This window comes from Brenneria sp. L4-2C (assembly GCF_040240335.1).
Lineage (GTDB): Bacteria > Pseudomonadota > Gammaproteobacteria > Enterobacterales > Enterobacteriaceae > Brenneria.
The window spans coordinates 187,063-201,210 of the sequence record NZ_JBEIAC010000003.1; the positions used below are offsets into that span (position 1 = coordinate 187,063).

Here is a 14,148-nt window from a genome sequence, read left to right on the forward strand (position 1 = left end):
CAATAGTCGAGTTATTGAGGAGGCCATGCTAACACAGCCGCGCGGGTGTCCGCGAGACTGTTATGATTAATGACCGGGGAAGTCAACCAGACTATAGCAATTCACGCCGATGGCTTTCAGACGCTCGGCGCCGCCCAGATCGAACAGATTGATCACAAATGCGGCGTCGGTCGTCGTTCCGCCTAAACGACGAATCAGTTTTACCGTGGCTTCGACCGTTCCGCCGGTTGCCAGCAAGTCGTCAATCACCAGAACGTTATCATTCGGGCCGATCGCATCCGAGTGAATTTCCAGGCAATCAGTGCCATATTCCAGCTCATAACTTTCGCTGATGGTCGGCGGCGGCAATTTGCCCGGTTTGCGTACCGGCACGAATCCAACGCCCAACGCCAGAGCGACCGGCGCGCCGAACAGAAAGCCGCGTGCTTCGGTACCCACCACTTTGTTAATGCCGCTATCGCGATAACGGTTTGCCAGCATCTCAATACTGGTCGCGTAGGCTGTCGGATCAACCAGCAGGCTTGTAACATCGCGGAACAGTATGCCCGGTTTCGGATAATCGGGAATGCTTTTGATACTGTTTTTAATCAATTCTGACTGCTGCGCAGTTGAGGTCATCATATCTGTGCCTGATAAAACGTTCTGATATAGTACAAATGCTGGCCGCGGCCAGCCTATTACGCCCGACATTCCCCAGATGGAATGCCGGCTTCTGCAACAGGAAAGCGGCGGTCCGCGCACGAAAACGCTCAAATCTAGTCAAACTGGCTAATAATTGCAACCGCTCCCTATGATTCAGCGCGTGTTTATCGCTCCGGATCGACGACCGGCAAACGAAGCATAAAGGTCAGTAAAATCGCCATAATGACCAATAATAAAACCCTTACCCAGATCATCTTAATCAGCCAGAGCGAGATGGCAAACGTCAGTAAAATCACGACAACGGCTTTCCATTTCGCCCCGGGCGGCAAAGCCCGGTGTCGCTGCCAGTGGCGCAGGTATCCGCCGAACCAGGAGCGGTAGAGCAGCCAATGGTGGAAACGCGGCGATGAACGGGCAAAGCACCAGGCCGCCAACAACAAAAAAGGCGTGGTCGGCAATAAAGGCAATACAACGCCCAAGGTTGCCAGAACGACGGCCGTCCACCCCATGACAATCAGCAATGCCCGATACATATTCACCTTTAGTCAATCCACCCTTGATTGGGCAAATAAAGCGCACCCCGGCTCGAATACTCTATCATCAACACTGAGTGCTTGTTAATGGCGGACATCATTAGCCTATGGCAAGCTATTTTCCTCGTTGCATTCACCCGGCTGGTTTAAACATCGAGAGAGTCCGACAAGAAGCGTTATCAGCGTCCCCGCACCGACCTGTGCGCGCTGAAGCGAACGGCATCACGCGATAAAACGCGAATCATGTTTTAATATGCGCAACCTTGGCCCCGAAAGATAAATCGGCGCACTCATCGGTAATAAGGAACAGTGTGAATACTCACAAACTGCTGCTCGCGCTTGAACAACAAATCGATTCTCTGGCAAAAGAGATCGAACCGCTGGCGGATAAACCCGTTGCGCAGTCGCGCTTCGATCGGCAGCTATTCAGCAGCTACGGCACGCGGCTAAAAGACTATTTCAATGAAGTGACCCTGAATCTGCAATCCATCCGCCAGCTAGTCTCCGAGCAACGCACCGACCAGGTTGCGTTCATGGCGGAAAAACTGGTGCGGCAAATCACGGCGCTGCAACGTGAACTGGCGACCCAATCTTTACGACGCCAGGAACCGGCGTCGGCAAGCGCGCCGCAGGATCTTTATCACAAGCTGGCGGAACATCAGGATTATGAGAGACGTCTGCTATCCATGATCCATGACCGAGAAAGTCTGCTGAACTATCAAACAAAGTTCAGCGAACAACAACGGCTGCAAAAAGAGCTGGCGGCGCTTGAAGGACGGTTGGCGCGCTGTCGTCAGGCGCTGACGCGGCTGGAGCGCGCGATTGAGCGCAGAGAACAAGGCTTTTAAGTTGTGGCGACGTTCCCAGATTCTCTGCTGTACACTAAATAATTCGAGTTGCGGAAGGTGGAAAGCCATGTCACTAGAAAATGCCGCGCCAGAAATCAAACTGGCGGTCGACCTTATTATGCTACTGGAAGAGAACGACATCGAACCGCACGTGGTGCTGGCCGCGTTGGAAATCGTTCGTCAGGACTTCCTGAAAAAAGCGCAGAAAGAAAACGAGGCCGATGCGAGCGCCAACGCCAAATAGCGCCAACGTGCAGAATCAGCATGCTGTTAGTGACGTAACGATTCGCTATAGCGCAGCATATCGATAAAGCCGTCAACCAGTTCGGGCGCATCGCGATCAAGATCGAAGCTTTCCGGCATGAACAGCCAGTTCTCCATCAGACCGGAAAAATAAGCGCGCAGCGCGACGGCGGCTCGCCGAGGTTGAATATTCCCCGGCAGCAACCCCATGCGGATACAGCGCATTAAATGGCTTTCAATATCCGAGTAACAGCCGAGATAAAGCTCCCTGCGGGCGTTGAAAGAAGGTAACATCTCACCGACAAACTCGCACTTATGAAATATAATCTCCATCATCGATCGCCACTGATGGTCATTCACCGTTAAACGAAGCATATAAATCAACAGCTCACGCATCACATGCAGTGGATTATCAGGAAATTTTGTTTGATACTCTAATTCAAACTGATTGAGTTTTGATTCGGCCTGACCCCATATTTCATCAAACAGTTCGGCTTTATTTTTAAAATGCCAGTAAATAGCACCCCGGGTTACCCCAGAGGCGGCGGCGATGTCAGCCAGCGATGTTGCGGACACGCCATGCTCTGAGAACACTCTCAAGGCAGAGTCCAGTATCTGTTGTCGGGTTTCCTGAGCCTGCTGTTTGGTTTTTCGTGCCATATCGTTGTATTTGAAACAAAGGATGATTTACATACATTCGAGTATGTATGTAACATAGCATCAACATAAGATTATCGCAGCAATGGGTTTTAAAGCGCGTGATCCATTGGTCAATTTAAAATCGGACACTTGAGGTTTATCTATGAACAAAAACAGAGGGCTAACGCCTCTGGCGGCAGTTCTGATGCTTTCTGGCGGCTTAATTCTCGCGGGATGTGATAATAGTGATAAACAACAGGCTGGAGCGCAACAAGCAGCACCTGAAGTCGGTATTGTAACATTGAAAACTCAGCCATTTAATGTAACGACTGATTTGCCTGGCCGCACCAACGCCTATCGTATCGCGGAAGTCCGCCCTCAGGTCGGCGGTATTATTCTCAAACGTAATTTTATCGAGGGGAGCGATGTCCAGGCCGGCTCATCGCTGTATCAAATCGATCCCGCGCCTTATCAGGCCGATTACAATAGCGCCAAAGGTTCATTGGCCCAGGCTCAGGCAAGCGCTGAAATCGCCCGCCTGACGGTTAACCGCTATAAACCGCTGCTGGGAACCAATTACATCAGCAAGCAGGATTACGATCAGGCCGTCGCCACGTCGCGTCAGGCCAATGCCAGCGTACAGGCTGCCCAGGCCGCGGTGGATAATGCGCAAATCAATCTCGCCTATACTAAAGTCAACGCGCCGATATCCGGCCGGGTGGGGAAATCCACGGTGACGGAAGGCGCGCTGGTTTCCACAGGCCAGACCACCGCCTTAACCACCGTGCAACAACTTGATCCGATTTATGTCGATGTAACCCAATCAAGCAATGACTTCCTGCGTCTGAAAAAAGAATTGGAAGACGGTACGCTGAAACAAAGCGAAGGCAAAGCCAACGTGCGCCTGCTGCTGGAAAATGGTTCTGAATATGCGCATCCCGGCACGCTGGAGTTTTCCGACGTTACCGTTGACGAAACGACAGGCTCGATTACTTTGCGGGCCATCTTCCCTAATCCGCAGCACGATCTCTTACCCGGCATGTTTGTCCGCGCTCGCCTGGATTCCGGCGTGAAAGACGACGCATTGCTGGCTCCGCAGATGGGTATTACCCGTAATGCGCGCGGCGAGGCGACCGCCATGGTGATCGGCAAAGATGATAAGGTTGAGACTCGCAACGTGACCACCTCTAAAGCGGTGGGTAATAAATGGCTCGTCACCGACGGTTTAAAAGCGGGCGATCGTATCATTGTGACCGGATTGCAAAAGATCCAAGACGGCCTTCAGGTAACAGGAAAAGAAGTCGCTCAAGATAACGAACAGCCGCAGCCGTCCCAGGCTGAACCCGCGAAGTCTTAACAGGAGCCGGTAATTAATGGCTAATTTTTTTATAGATCGACCCATTTTTGCATGGGTAATCGCCATCGTGGTGATGTTGGCCGGTGCGCTGGCGATTGTGAATTTGCCCGTCGCCCAATACCCGACAATCGCGCCTCCGGCGATTGAAATTACAGCAAACTATCCAGGGGCGGACGCCTCAACGCTGCAAGACTCGGTAACCCAGGTTATCGAACAGAATATGAACGGCATCGATAACCTGATGTATATGGCTTCCAGCAGCGACTCATCAGGTACGGTTCAGATTACGCTGACCTTTGAAGCGGGAACCGACCCTGATATCGCACAGGTCCAGGTGCAGAACAAACTCCAGTTGGCAATGCCGTTGTTGCCGCAGGAAGTTCAGCAACAGGGCGTCAACGTTCAGAAGTCCAGCAGCAGCTTTCTGCTGATCGCCGCCTTCATCAACGAGGACGGCACAATGACCCAGCAGGATATTGCCGACTATGCGGCCGCCAACGTGCTGGATCCCATCAGCCGTACCAACGGCGTCGGCGACGCTCAACTGTTCGGCGCCCAGTACGCCATGCGTATCTGGCTGGATCCGAACAAACTGAACAACTATCAACTGACGACCGGCGATGTCACTTCAGCCATTACCGTGCAAAACAACCAGATTGCCGCCGGCCAGTTAGGCGGTTCGCCGCCGGTCGCCGGCCAGCAGTTGAATGCCTCGATCATCGCGCAAACACGGCTGAAATCGCCGGAAGAGTTCTCCAATATCTTACTGAAGGTTAACGCCGACGGCTCGCAGGTACGCCTGAAAGACGTGGCGCGCGTTGAGCTTGGCGGTGAAAGCTACGACCTGATTGCGCGCTACAACGGCCAGCCTGCCGCCGGTATCGGGATTAAACTGGCGACCGGCGCCAACGCGCTGAATACCGCATCGGCGGTAAAGGAAGAGTTCTCTCGTTTGCAGGAGTTCTTCCCAAGCGGACTGAACGTGGTTTACCCCTATGACACTACGCCTTTCGTTAAAATCTCCATTAACGAAGTGGTGAAAACGCTGGTGGAAGCCATCGTGCTGGTGTTCCTGGTGATGTATCTGTTCCTGCAAAACTTCCGCGCCACCCTGATTCCAACCATCGCGGTGCCTGTCGTACTGTTGGGGACGTTCGCCATCCTGTCGGCATTCGGCTATTCCATCAACACGCTAACCATGTTTGCGATGGTCCTGGCGATCGGCCTGCTGGTGGATGACGCCATTGTGGTGGTGGAAAACGTCGAGCGTGTGATGGTGGAGGAAGGCCTGCCGCCCAGGGAGGCCACCAGAAAATCGATGGGGCAGATACAGGGCGCGCTGGTCGGTATCGCGCTGGTTCTGTCGGCGGTATTTGTGCCGATGGCGTTCACCGGCGGTTCAACCGGCGCCATCTACCGCCAGTTCTCCATTACCATTGTTTCCGCGATGGCGCTGTCGGTGCTGGTGGCGTTGATTCTAACGCCGGCGCTGTGCGCCACACTGTTAAAACCGGTCGCCAAAGGCGATCACGGCGCCAAAACGGGCTTCTTCGGCTGGTTTAACAACCTGTTCGAGAAAAGTACTAATCACTATACCGACAGCATCGGCAATATTCTGCGCAGCACCGGCCGCTATCTGTTGCTCTATCTGCTGATTGTTATCGGTCTGGCCTTGCTGTTTATGCGCCTGCCCAGCTCCTTCCTGCCGGAAGAAGATCAGGGCGTGCTGCTTAACATCGTGCAATTGCCGGCCGGGGGAACGCAGGAAAACACCCAGAAAGTGCTGGATAAGGTAACTAAGCACTATCTGGAAAATGAGAAAGACACGGTCAAATCGGTGTTTTCCGTCAATGGCTTCGGTTTCGCCGGACGCGGTCAGAACGCCGGTCTGGCGTTTGTCAGTCTGAAAGACTGGGACGAGCGTAGCGGTTCGGAGAATAAGGTTGCCGCTATCGCAGCCCGGGCCAACGCCGCATTCAGCCAGATCAAGGAAAGTATCGTTATTGCCACCAACATCCCGGCGATTGTCGAACTGGGGACGGCGACAGGCTTTGACTTCCAGTTGATCGACCAGGCCAACCTGGGACATGAAAAGCTCACCGAGGCGCGTAACCAACTGTTGGGTATGGCCGCGCAGCGGTCGGATACGCTGGTGCAGGTACGTCCTAACGGCATGGAAGATACGCCACAGTTCCGGCTTAATATCGATCAGGAAAAAGCGCAGGCGCTGGGCGTTGCCCTGTCGGATATCAACGCCACGCTGGCAACGGCATTAGGCGGTACCTATGTGAATGACTTTACCGACCGCGGCCGCGTGAAGAAAGTTTACGTTCAGGGTGATGCGCCGTTCCGCATGCTGCCGGACGATATCAAAAACTGGTATGTGCGCGGCAGCAATGGGCAGATGGTGCCGTTCTCCTCGTTCTCGACAAGCCACTGGGAATTCGGCTCGCCGCGTCTGGAACGCTATAACGGCCAGCCATCCATGCAGATTCAGGGGGCGGCCGCGCCGGGTAAAAGTACCGGTGAAGCCATGGCGCTGATGGAAGAGTTCGTCACCAAGCTGCCGCAGGGCATTGGCTATGAATGGACCGGCATGTCCTATCAGGAACGACTGTCCGGCAACCAGGCTCCGGCGCTGTACACCATTTCGCTGATTGTGGTGTTCCTGTGTCTGGCCGCCCTGTATGAAAGCTGGTCGATTCCCTTCTCGGTCATGCTGGTCGTGCCGCTGGGGATTCTGGGCGCGGTGGTTGCCGCCTCCATGCGCGGACTGGAAAACGACGTCTACTTCAAGGTGGGCATGCTGACAACCATTGGGCTATCGGCGAAGAACGCCATACTGATCGTCGAATTCGCCAAAGATCTGATGGAAAAAGAAGGGAAAGGCCTGATCGAGGCGACGCTGGATGCGGTGCGCATGCGTTTGCGCCCCATCCTGATGACTTCCCTGGCCTTTATCCTCGGGGTTGTGCCGCTGGTTATCAGTTCTGGCGCAGGTTCCGGCGCGCAGAACGCCGTTGGTACCGGCGTAATGGGCGGGATGATTACCGCAACCGTGCTGGCCATCTTCTTCGTTCCGGTATTCTTTGTGGTGGTCCGCCGCCGCTTTGGTAAGAAAAACGAAGAGGCGGAAAAGCCTAATCAGCATATAGAGCATCACTAATCCTCTATCTGATTTCAAAAGGCCGCGACTGCGGCCTTTTTTATAACGATTGTTATGACCGATACTCCCCTTCCCCTTTGCCCCTACCTCGCGCAATCCATGCCCTGAACCCGTCATATCCCTATAAATTACAGGGTTGATCTCGACAACAAAAAAGCGCAACATTAAGTTATGTTATAACATAACAAATTGAGGAAATATGAAAGCAGGCATTCACCCGGATTATCGGACGGTGGTGTTTCATGATACCAGCGCCGATACATACTATAGAATCGGTTCAACCATCAAAACTGAGCGCACCATTGAATTGGATGGCGTCAGTTACCCCTACGTCACCATTGATGTTTCTTCCGCTTCCCATCCTTACTATACCGGGAAACAAAAAGAGTACGCCAAAGAGGGCAGCACGGCGCGCTTCCAGCAGCGTTTTGGCAATTTTTTCAAATAAACGACGCCTGAATAGCTCAGAAACTGGCATGACGCCGGCACTTCAGGCAAATAACGTCGACCAGGAAACGAGTCAATGAAGAGAGTCATATCGCTGTAACCGGACAGATGATAGGTAAAGAGGAATATTCAAATGCAGGTACTTAGCTCCCTACGCTCAGCCAAAAACCGTCATAAAGACTGCATAGTGGTCCGCCGTCGCGGACGTATCTATGTGATATGCAAAACCAACCCCCGCTTTAAAGCCGTACAGGGCAGAAAAAAGAAAAAGGGTTAATTCTTTTCCGTAACAATTCCCTACAGCTCTGTGATATATGTAACAGAGCTTTTTTATTGTCCAAATAAAAACAGTAAAAACAATAGGATAAAAAACCCTTATTGATACACGTCTTTACACTACCCCGTAACGCTTGCTTTCTTAAGTTATGAAATCATAGCCGGTCCGCAAATTAATTTGATAGACTAATATCATGGTTATTCCGAAACTATTCCGCTATCTGAAGTTTTGTGATTTAATCCTGATAAATAGCATTGAAAACCTCATCTAATGTCCGCGAATCTTACCGACTCTTTTGCTATAGTTATATACAGAACGACCGATACGTATCAAAATGGCATAATGTAGACGTCTCCTGTTTGCATTAAAATGAAAAGATACGCTGTCGCCAGCGGGAGGTGTAAAACCATTGTGGGCTGATTGTGGTTGTCTAAATCCCAGACGTTGAACGCTTGCATGTAGGCATCATGATTGTAGAAGCATGGTTAAGGCTATTCTTTACGAGTTTGTCAGTCTGCCTGTTTACCCGGTGTTAACCTCGGTAACACTGAATAACGGCTTAACGGAGGGATTGATATGGATGAGTACACTCCTAAACATTATGATATTGCCCAACTCAGATTCTTATGTGAGAATCTATGCGACGAAAGCATAGCAACGTTAGGCGATAGCAGTCATGGCTGGGTCAATGACCCGACATCTGCGATCAATCTCCAGTTAAATGAACTTATTGAGCATATCGCTACATTTATTCTCACATTTAAAATAAAATATCCTGACGAAAGCGAACTTTCTCAGCGGGTTGAAAAGTATTTAGATGACACCTATGTCCTGTTTAGCAACTACGGCATCAATGATGCTGAATTGCGAGGATGGAAGAAATCTAAAGAAAGATTATTCGGAATGTTCTCAGAACCGGGTATCTGTACGCCTGCTAAAACTTAAGCAATAATTTATCTTATATTTATTAACCACCAGGTACTGTTAGCATAAAGGCCAACATGAAAAAAATCGATTATTTGATGCGTTTACGTAAATGCACAACCATAGACACGCTGGAACGCGTTATTGAGAAAAACAAGTATGAACTCTCCAACGATGAACTGGAGATGTTCTATTCCGCTGCTGATCATCGTCTGGCAGAACTGACGATGAACAAACTTTATGACAAAGTTCCCACTGCCGTATGGAAATACGTCCGTTAATTCCTAGACGCAACGTATACAAACACTGATATAAATTAATACACTGTGCCGATAGCATTATCGGCCTTTGTTTTTATTGTCTTTTTAACGCTTTAATAAAACCCTGATTGTAACAAATTGTATTTCATATAATGTAAATAATTAGAACACTGAGTTTTATAAAACCGCGATCTGTCGCCCCTCCACAATATCATTGCAAAACCTATTACAATAATTACGGTTATGCCGTATCGCGTTTCACAAACATATTGTACCCGGCAAATGGCTACGTCGCGTTCTCTTGCGGGCGTTACGCACGCAACTAACGCCAGTGGAATTTCAGGAAAATCAAACCATCGAAAGCCAACCGGGAAGCGCGACATTACAGCATGGATAAAGGGAGCGACGGACGTAAGCCATCGGCGTCACGAAACTGTTTTGAGCGGTTTTCAAACGAGAGAAAGAATATCAATGGGGGAAATTGGTGGAGGCCCCGCCAGCTACATCCCGGCACACGCGTCTCCTGCTGCGGCTGCTTCCTTCCGGACCTGACCGAGTTCACAGGTTAGCATTGCGGGAGAACCGACAGGGCCCCCATTGACAGCTCTAACTAACTACTCATTAATATAGAGCGGTGGGCATTATGGGTGATGGGTAGTTCAATTGCAAGCTAACATACGCCAACCGTTGTTTTCTTATCCAGCATGCGATACCACTATACTTCAACCGATTGACATACAAGGTTCCGTTGATGACAGGAGAAATAGACACGTTTCAACAACGTGTTTTTCAGATTGTGGCCGCAATCCCTTATGGAAAAATAGCGACCTATGGAGATGTAGCGCTGATGGCTGGATCCCCCCGGGCCTCTAGGCAAGTTGGCGGCGTACTGAGGCGTTTACCCAAAGGCAGTAAACTCCCCTGGCACCGGGTGATAAATCGAAAAGGTGAAATATCGCTTATCGGTGACGATCGCCAACGCCAGAAATCAGCATTACAGGCTGAGGGAGTCATCTTTAACAAACAGGGGAAAATCGATCTTGCCGTGTTCCGCTGGCAGCATGCGCCATGACACCATGACGCACGCTGCTGCAAGCTACGTTACCAAGCGGGCTGTGACGGTTGCGTGGTCAAGGGCGCGGAAATCGGCGCGCCGGTTGTTTGTCCTTGCGCGGGCAAGGGTACGGAGGTCACCGGCGTCAAAATAAGATCGGCGCTATTCACACCATTGGTGATAACCGGTAAGACATTTTCCGTCACCATCACCACCCTGTTATCTATCGCGATAGCCGCACTAAGCAGAATACGGGCGTGGGGTTGAATATCAGCCGGGTTATACGGCAACACGAATGTAAAAGGCGCCTGTTTTCCCCCGGTACGCGTGACGCGCTGAGTAATCACTTTTGACGGCGCATCGGCCAATGAGGCATCGGATACCGTAACCGTCAACGCCGCATTCGGTGGTAAAGCAATGCGCTGACGAATATTCACGGTCCCGGTGACGGCGGGCTGGGATATTGCAGACGCCTGAGCGGCATTGCCGCTGACCGGCGGCGCGCCGGCTTCTGGGGAAACACCCGGTCCACTCCGGTCCGCGCAGGCTGCCAGAACCATTGATAACGTGATACTGCCTAAGATATGCCATAATTTCATTCGGTCAGTCTCCTTTTATTATTGTCAGACTACCGGCATCAGAAAACCGGCATTCAGATACCCAACTCACTTCAAGGTCCAGTAGGTCATCCCCCCTGCGACTTAAAAACAAGGGGTATAAGTAGTATGAGTCACCCTATAGAATAATGATGGTACAAAATTCTGATATTTTCCTGTTCAATAATTTAAATTACTGAGTTCAACTCGTTAGCCCTTAATTTAAAGAGGCTCAACCAATGAGGCCGACACCATGAGCCAGGCGTTACAAAATCTTCTCGATCTGCTTAACCTGGAAAAAATCGAGGAAGGATTATTCCGAGGGCAAAGTGATGATTTAGGGCTACGGCAGGTATTTGGCGGGCAAGTGGTCGGCCAGGCGATGTCGGCGGCAAAACAAACCGTACCCGCAGATCGTCGTATCCACTCATTTCACAGCTACTTTCTCCTGCCCGGAGATAGCCGAAAACCGATTATTTACGATGTGGAAAACCTGCGCGATGGCAATAGCTTTAGCGCCCGTCGCGTCAACGCCATTCAGAATGGTAAACCGATATTTTATATGATGGCCTCGTTTCAAAGTCACGAAGCAGGGTTTGAACATCAAAATGTCATGCCCGTAGTGACGCCACCTGAAGCGCTTAAGTCCGAGATGGAGATCGCGCAAAGCATCGCGCATTCATTGCCGCCGCAGCTGCGTGACAAATTCACTCGCCCCAAGCCCATTGAGTTTCGTCCGGTAAAGTTTCATAACCCGCTAAAAGGAAAAGTGGAAGAACCGGTACGGCATGTCTGGTGTCGCGCCGACGGGCCATTGCCGGATGATGAACGGCTCCATCAGTATCTGCTTGGCTATACCTCCGACTGCAATTTTCTGTTAACGGCATTACAACCGCACGGGGTTGGTTTTCTGGAACCCGGCATGCAAGTCGCTACCATCGATCACTCCATGTGGTTCCATCGGAATTTCCGTCTGGATGATTGGTTGCTGTATGTCGTAGAAAGCACCTCCGCTTCAGGCGCCAGAGGCTTCGTGCGCGGGCAATTTTATACCCGGGAAGGCGTGCTGGTTGCATCCAGCGTGCAGGAAGGGGTGATACGTCGCGCCCCCCATTAAAAACGCCGAGAGCGCGTTTAAGCGCCGTTTGCAATACTCCAAACCAGCGAGCGGACGAAACTCGTCTGGACGATTTTTAACATCGTTGCGACGTTCCGCGTAACAGCTATAAAAAAACAGGGCGTGGAGTTATCCGACGCCCTGTTTATCAATTCAGGTTCACACACTTACTGGTTGTAAGCATTCTCGCCATGGCTGTTGACGTCCAGACCTTCGCGTTCCTGTTCTTCCGGTACACGCAGACCAACCACCATATCAGCAATTTTGAAAGCGATGAAAGACACAACGCCGGTCCACACGAAGCAGACAATCACGCTGAACAACTGCACCCAAACCTGGTGAGCCATAGTCACGCCTTCCGCATAACCCACGCCGCCGAGAGAGGCGGAGGTGAATACGCCGGTCAGGATACAACCTACGATACCACAGACGCCATGCACGCCGAACACGTCACAAGGGTCATCAACACGCAGCCATCTTTTCAGAACGGTTACGCCCCACAGGCCAGCGATGCCGCCGGCGATACCGATGATCAGCGCGCCGCCGACGCCCACCAAACCCGCCGCCGGCGTAATGGCGACCAGACCGGCGATACAGCCCGAACAGGCGCCTAACAGCGAAGGTTTGCCACGCACCATCCACTCGCCGGCAACCCATGCCAGGATAGCGGCCGCAGTAGCGACAACCGTATTCAGGAAAGCCAGACCCGCGATTTCGTTTGCTGCACCGGCAGAGCCGGCGTTAAAGCCAAACCAGCCGATATACAGCACCGCCGTACCAATAAACACCATCGGCAGATTGTGTGGTTTAAGCGCTTCTTTACCGAAACCGGCGCGTTTGCCCAGCAGGTAAGCGCCGACCAGACCGGCAACAGCGGCGTTAATATGCACCACCGTACCACCGGCGAAGTCCAGAGCGCCGTCAGCAGCCAGATAACCGCCGCCCCATACCATGTGAGTCATCGGCAGGTAAGAGAAAGTCAGCCACAGCGCGACGAAAATCAGTACCGCGGAGAAGCGAACACGCTCGGCAATGGCGCCGACAATCAGCCCTACGGTGATACAGGCGAAAGAGGCCTGATAAGCAACGTGAACATACTGATAGAACGTACCGCTGATCGCATCAATGGCAATGCCCTTCAGCAGGAAGTTGGAAAAGCCGCCGAAAAAAGCGTTACCCTCGCTAAAGGCCAGGCTATAGCCATAAACAACCCATAAGATGCAAACCAGCGCGAAAGAAACAAACACCTGCGACAACATGGAAAGTACGTTCTTAGAACGAATCAAACCGCCATAAAACAACGCAATCCCAGGTATAGTCATAAAAAGTACCAAAGCGGTACAAATCATAATAAAAGCATTATCTGCTTTATCGATCGTTGGTGCGGCAGCCATAGCCCAGGACGGGAGCAAAGCAGCCACACCAAGACCCAATGAGGAGACAAGTTTTTTCATTTTCATCCATCCCTATTTACGCATCTAAGTCAGGTGTTAAAGTGCGGCTTCGTCGGTTTCGCCAGTACGAATGCGAATAACCCTTTGTAATTCAGCGACAAAAATCTTTCCGTCACCAATTTTTCCGGTATAGGCCGCTTTACTGATTACATCAATGACTTCATCCAGTTGATCATCAGCTATTGCGATGTCAATTTTTACTTTAGGTAAAAAGTTAACGCTGTACTCTGCGCCGCGATACAGTTCAGCATGCCCTTTCTGGCGTCCGAACCCTTTAACTTCAGTGACAGTTAGTCCCTGAATGCCAACGGAAGATAATGCTTCACGCACATCTTCCAGCTTGAATGGCTTTATAACCACAGTAACCAGTTTCATTCATCATCCCCCTAACCGTTAAGTTCAGACTTGCGCCCGCTGCTATCTCGGATTTCCATCATTTCGAATTATCTTCACGCAATGGATAAAGCAAAGGGTGTGCCATAAATGATTTATCTGAAAGATATCAGCCAGAAGAACGCGGTTAAGGTCTGTTAACGGTAGGGAACATGCTGTCAGGAAAAGAAAAACTTAAAAAAGCGGGCATCAGACGCA

16 protein-coding genes and 1 other RNA gene are annotated in these 14,148 nt (G+C 51.1%); 10 read left to right on the forward strand and 7 right to left on the reverse strand.

Going from position 1 to position 14,148, the window contains the following annotated elements; translation table 11 throughout:
- Positions 1-66: 66 nt before the first annotated feature.
- Positions 67-618: an adenine phosphoribosyltransferase gene (gene apt, locus ABRZ26_RS06960; RefSeq protein WP_319603698.1), complete on the reverse strand. Its 552-nt coding sequence runs from the start codon at positions 616-618 to the stop codon at positions 67-69.
- 188 nt (positions 619-806) lie between these two features.
- Positions 807-1,175 carry a DUF454 family protein gene (locus ABRZ26_RS06965; protein WP_319603699.1) on the reverse strand — a complete coding sequence of 123 codons (369 nt, stop codon included), beginning with the start codon at positions 1,173-1,175 and terminating at the stop codon, positions 807-809.
- 311 nt (positions 1,176-1,486) lie between these two features.
- On the opposite strand from ABRZ26_RS06965, the gene priC reads away from it, so the two are divergent.
- Together priC and rsmS are read left to right on the forward strand one after the other, a co-directional pair.
- Positions 1,487-2,023, forward strand: coding sequence for a primosomal replication protein PriC (priC, locus tag ABRZ26_RS06970; RefSeq protein ID WP_319603528.1), 537 nt, complete (start codon positions 1,487-1,489; stop codon positions 2,021-2,023).
- A gap of 67 nt (positions 2,024-2,090) precedes the next feature.
- Positions 2,091-2,267: a pleiotropic regulatory protein RsmS gene (gene rsmS / locus ABRZ26_RS06975; RefSeq protein ID WP_319603529.1), complete on the forward strand. Its 177-nt coding sequence runs from the start codon at positions 2,091-2,093 to the stop codon at positions 2,265-2,267.
- Positions 2,268-2,293: 26 nt separating this feature from the next.
- On the opposite strand, the gene acrR is transcribed toward rsmS, so the two are convergent.
- On the reverse strand, positions 2,294-2,926 hold the full coding sequence (acrR, locus tag ABRZ26_RS06980; RefSeq protein ID WP_319603530.1) for a multidrug efflux transporter transcriptional repressor AcrR: 633 nt from the start codon (positions 2,924-2,926) through the stop codon (positions 2,294-2,296).
- Positions 2,927-3,068: 142 nt separating this feature from the next.
- Here acrR and ABRZ26_RS06985 point away from each other — a divergent pair, with 142 nt between their 5' ends.
- The 6 genes from ABRZ26_RS06985 (at position 3,069) to ABRZ26_RS07010 (ending at position 9,357) form a co-directional block, all read left to right on the forward strand.
- Positions 3,069-4,262: an efflux RND transporter periplasmic adaptor subunit gene (locus ABRZ26_RS06985; protein WP_319603531.1), complete on the forward strand. Its 1,194-nt coding sequence runs from the start codon at positions 3,069-3,071 to the stop codon at positions 4,260-4,262.
- 16 nt (positions 4,263-4,278) lie between these two features.
- The gene (locus ABRZ26_RS06990; RefSeq protein ID WP_319603532.1) at positions 4,279-7,428 is read left to right on the forward strand and encodes an efflux RND transporter permease subunit; all 3,150 of its coding nucleotides are present in this window, start codon (positions 4,279-4,281) and stop codon (positions 7,426-7,428) included.
- Positions 7,429-7,627: 199 nt separating this feature from the next.
- Positions 7,628-7,876 (forward strand): type B 50S ribosomal protein L31, encoded by a 249-nt coding sequence (locus ABRZ26_RS06995; protein WP_319603533.1) that lies wholly within the window; start codon positions 7,628-7,630, stop codon positions 7,874-7,876.
- Between the two features lie 132 nt (positions 7,877-8,008).
- On the forward strand, positions 8,009-8,152 hold the full coding sequence (gene ykgO / locus ABRZ26_RS07000; RefSeq protein WP_136165254.1) for a type B 50S ribosomal protein L36: 144 nt from the start codon (positions 8,009-8,011) through the stop codon (positions 8,150-8,152).
- Positions 8,153-8,728: 576 nt separating this feature from the next.
- The gene (tomB, locus tag ABRZ26_RS07005) at positions 8,729-9,097 is read left to right on the forward strand and encodes an Hha toxicity modulator TomB (protein WP_239781879.1); all 369 of its coding nucleotides are present in this window, start codon (positions 8,729-8,731) and stop codon (positions 9,095-9,097) included.
- 56 nt (positions 9,098-9,153) lie between these two features.
- Entirely contained in the window at positions 9,154-9,357 is a 204-nt protein-coding gene (locus tag ABRZ26_RS07010; protein ID WP_009114000.1) for an HHA domain-containing protein, read from the forward strand.
- A gap of 470 nt (positions 9,358-9,827) precedes the next feature.
- Here the strand turns inward: ABRZ26_RS07010 and ffs are convergent.
- An RNA gene (gene ffs / locus ABRZ26_RS07015) (signal recognition particle sRNA small type) lies at positions 9,828-9,924 on the reverse strand.
- A 163-nt stretch (positions 9,925-10,087) separates the two neighbouring features.
- Between ffs and ABRZ26_RS07020 the strand changes: the two genes are divergently transcribed.
- Positions 10,088-10,408, forward strand: coding sequence for an MGMT family protein (locus tag ABRZ26_RS07020; protein ID WP_319603534.1), 321 nt, complete (start codon positions 10,088-10,090; stop codon positions 10,406-10,408).
- A 29-nt stretch (positions 10,409-10,437) separates the two neighbouring features.
- Here ABRZ26_RS07020 and ABRZ26_RS07025 read toward each other — a convergent pair whose 3' ends face one another.
- The gene (locus ABRZ26_RS07025) at positions 10,438-10,989 is read right to left on the reverse strand and encodes a YbaY family lipoprotein (protein ID WP_319603535.1); all 552 of its coding nucleotides are present in this window, start codon (positions 10,987-10,989) and stop codon (positions 10,438-10,440) included.
- Positions 10,990-11,239: 250 nt separating this feature from the next.
- On the opposite strand from ABRZ26_RS07025, the gene tesB reads away from it, so the two are divergent.
- On the forward strand, positions 11,240-12,103 hold the full coding sequence (tesB, locus tag ABRZ26_RS07030) for an acyl-CoA thioesterase II (RefSeq protein ID WP_319603536.1): 864 nt from the start codon (positions 11,240-11,242) through the stop codon (positions 12,101-12,103).
- Between the two features lie 167 nt (positions 12,104-12,270).
- Here the strand turns inward: tesB and amtB are convergent, their stop codons facing one another.
- The gene (gene amtB / locus ABRZ26_RS07035) at positions 12,271-13,557 is read right to left on the reverse strand and encodes an ammonium transporter AmtB (RefSeq protein WP_319603537.1); all 1,287 of its coding nucleotides are present in this window, start codon (positions 13,555-13,557) and stop codon (positions 12,271-12,273) included.
- 36 nt (positions 13,558-13,593) lie between these two features.
- Entirely contained in the window at positions 13,594-13,932 is a 339-nt protein-coding gene (glnK, locus tag ABRZ26_RS07040; protein WP_002208627.1) for a P-II family nitrogen regulator, read from the reverse strand.
- Positions 13,933-14,148: the final 216 nt, after the last annotated feature.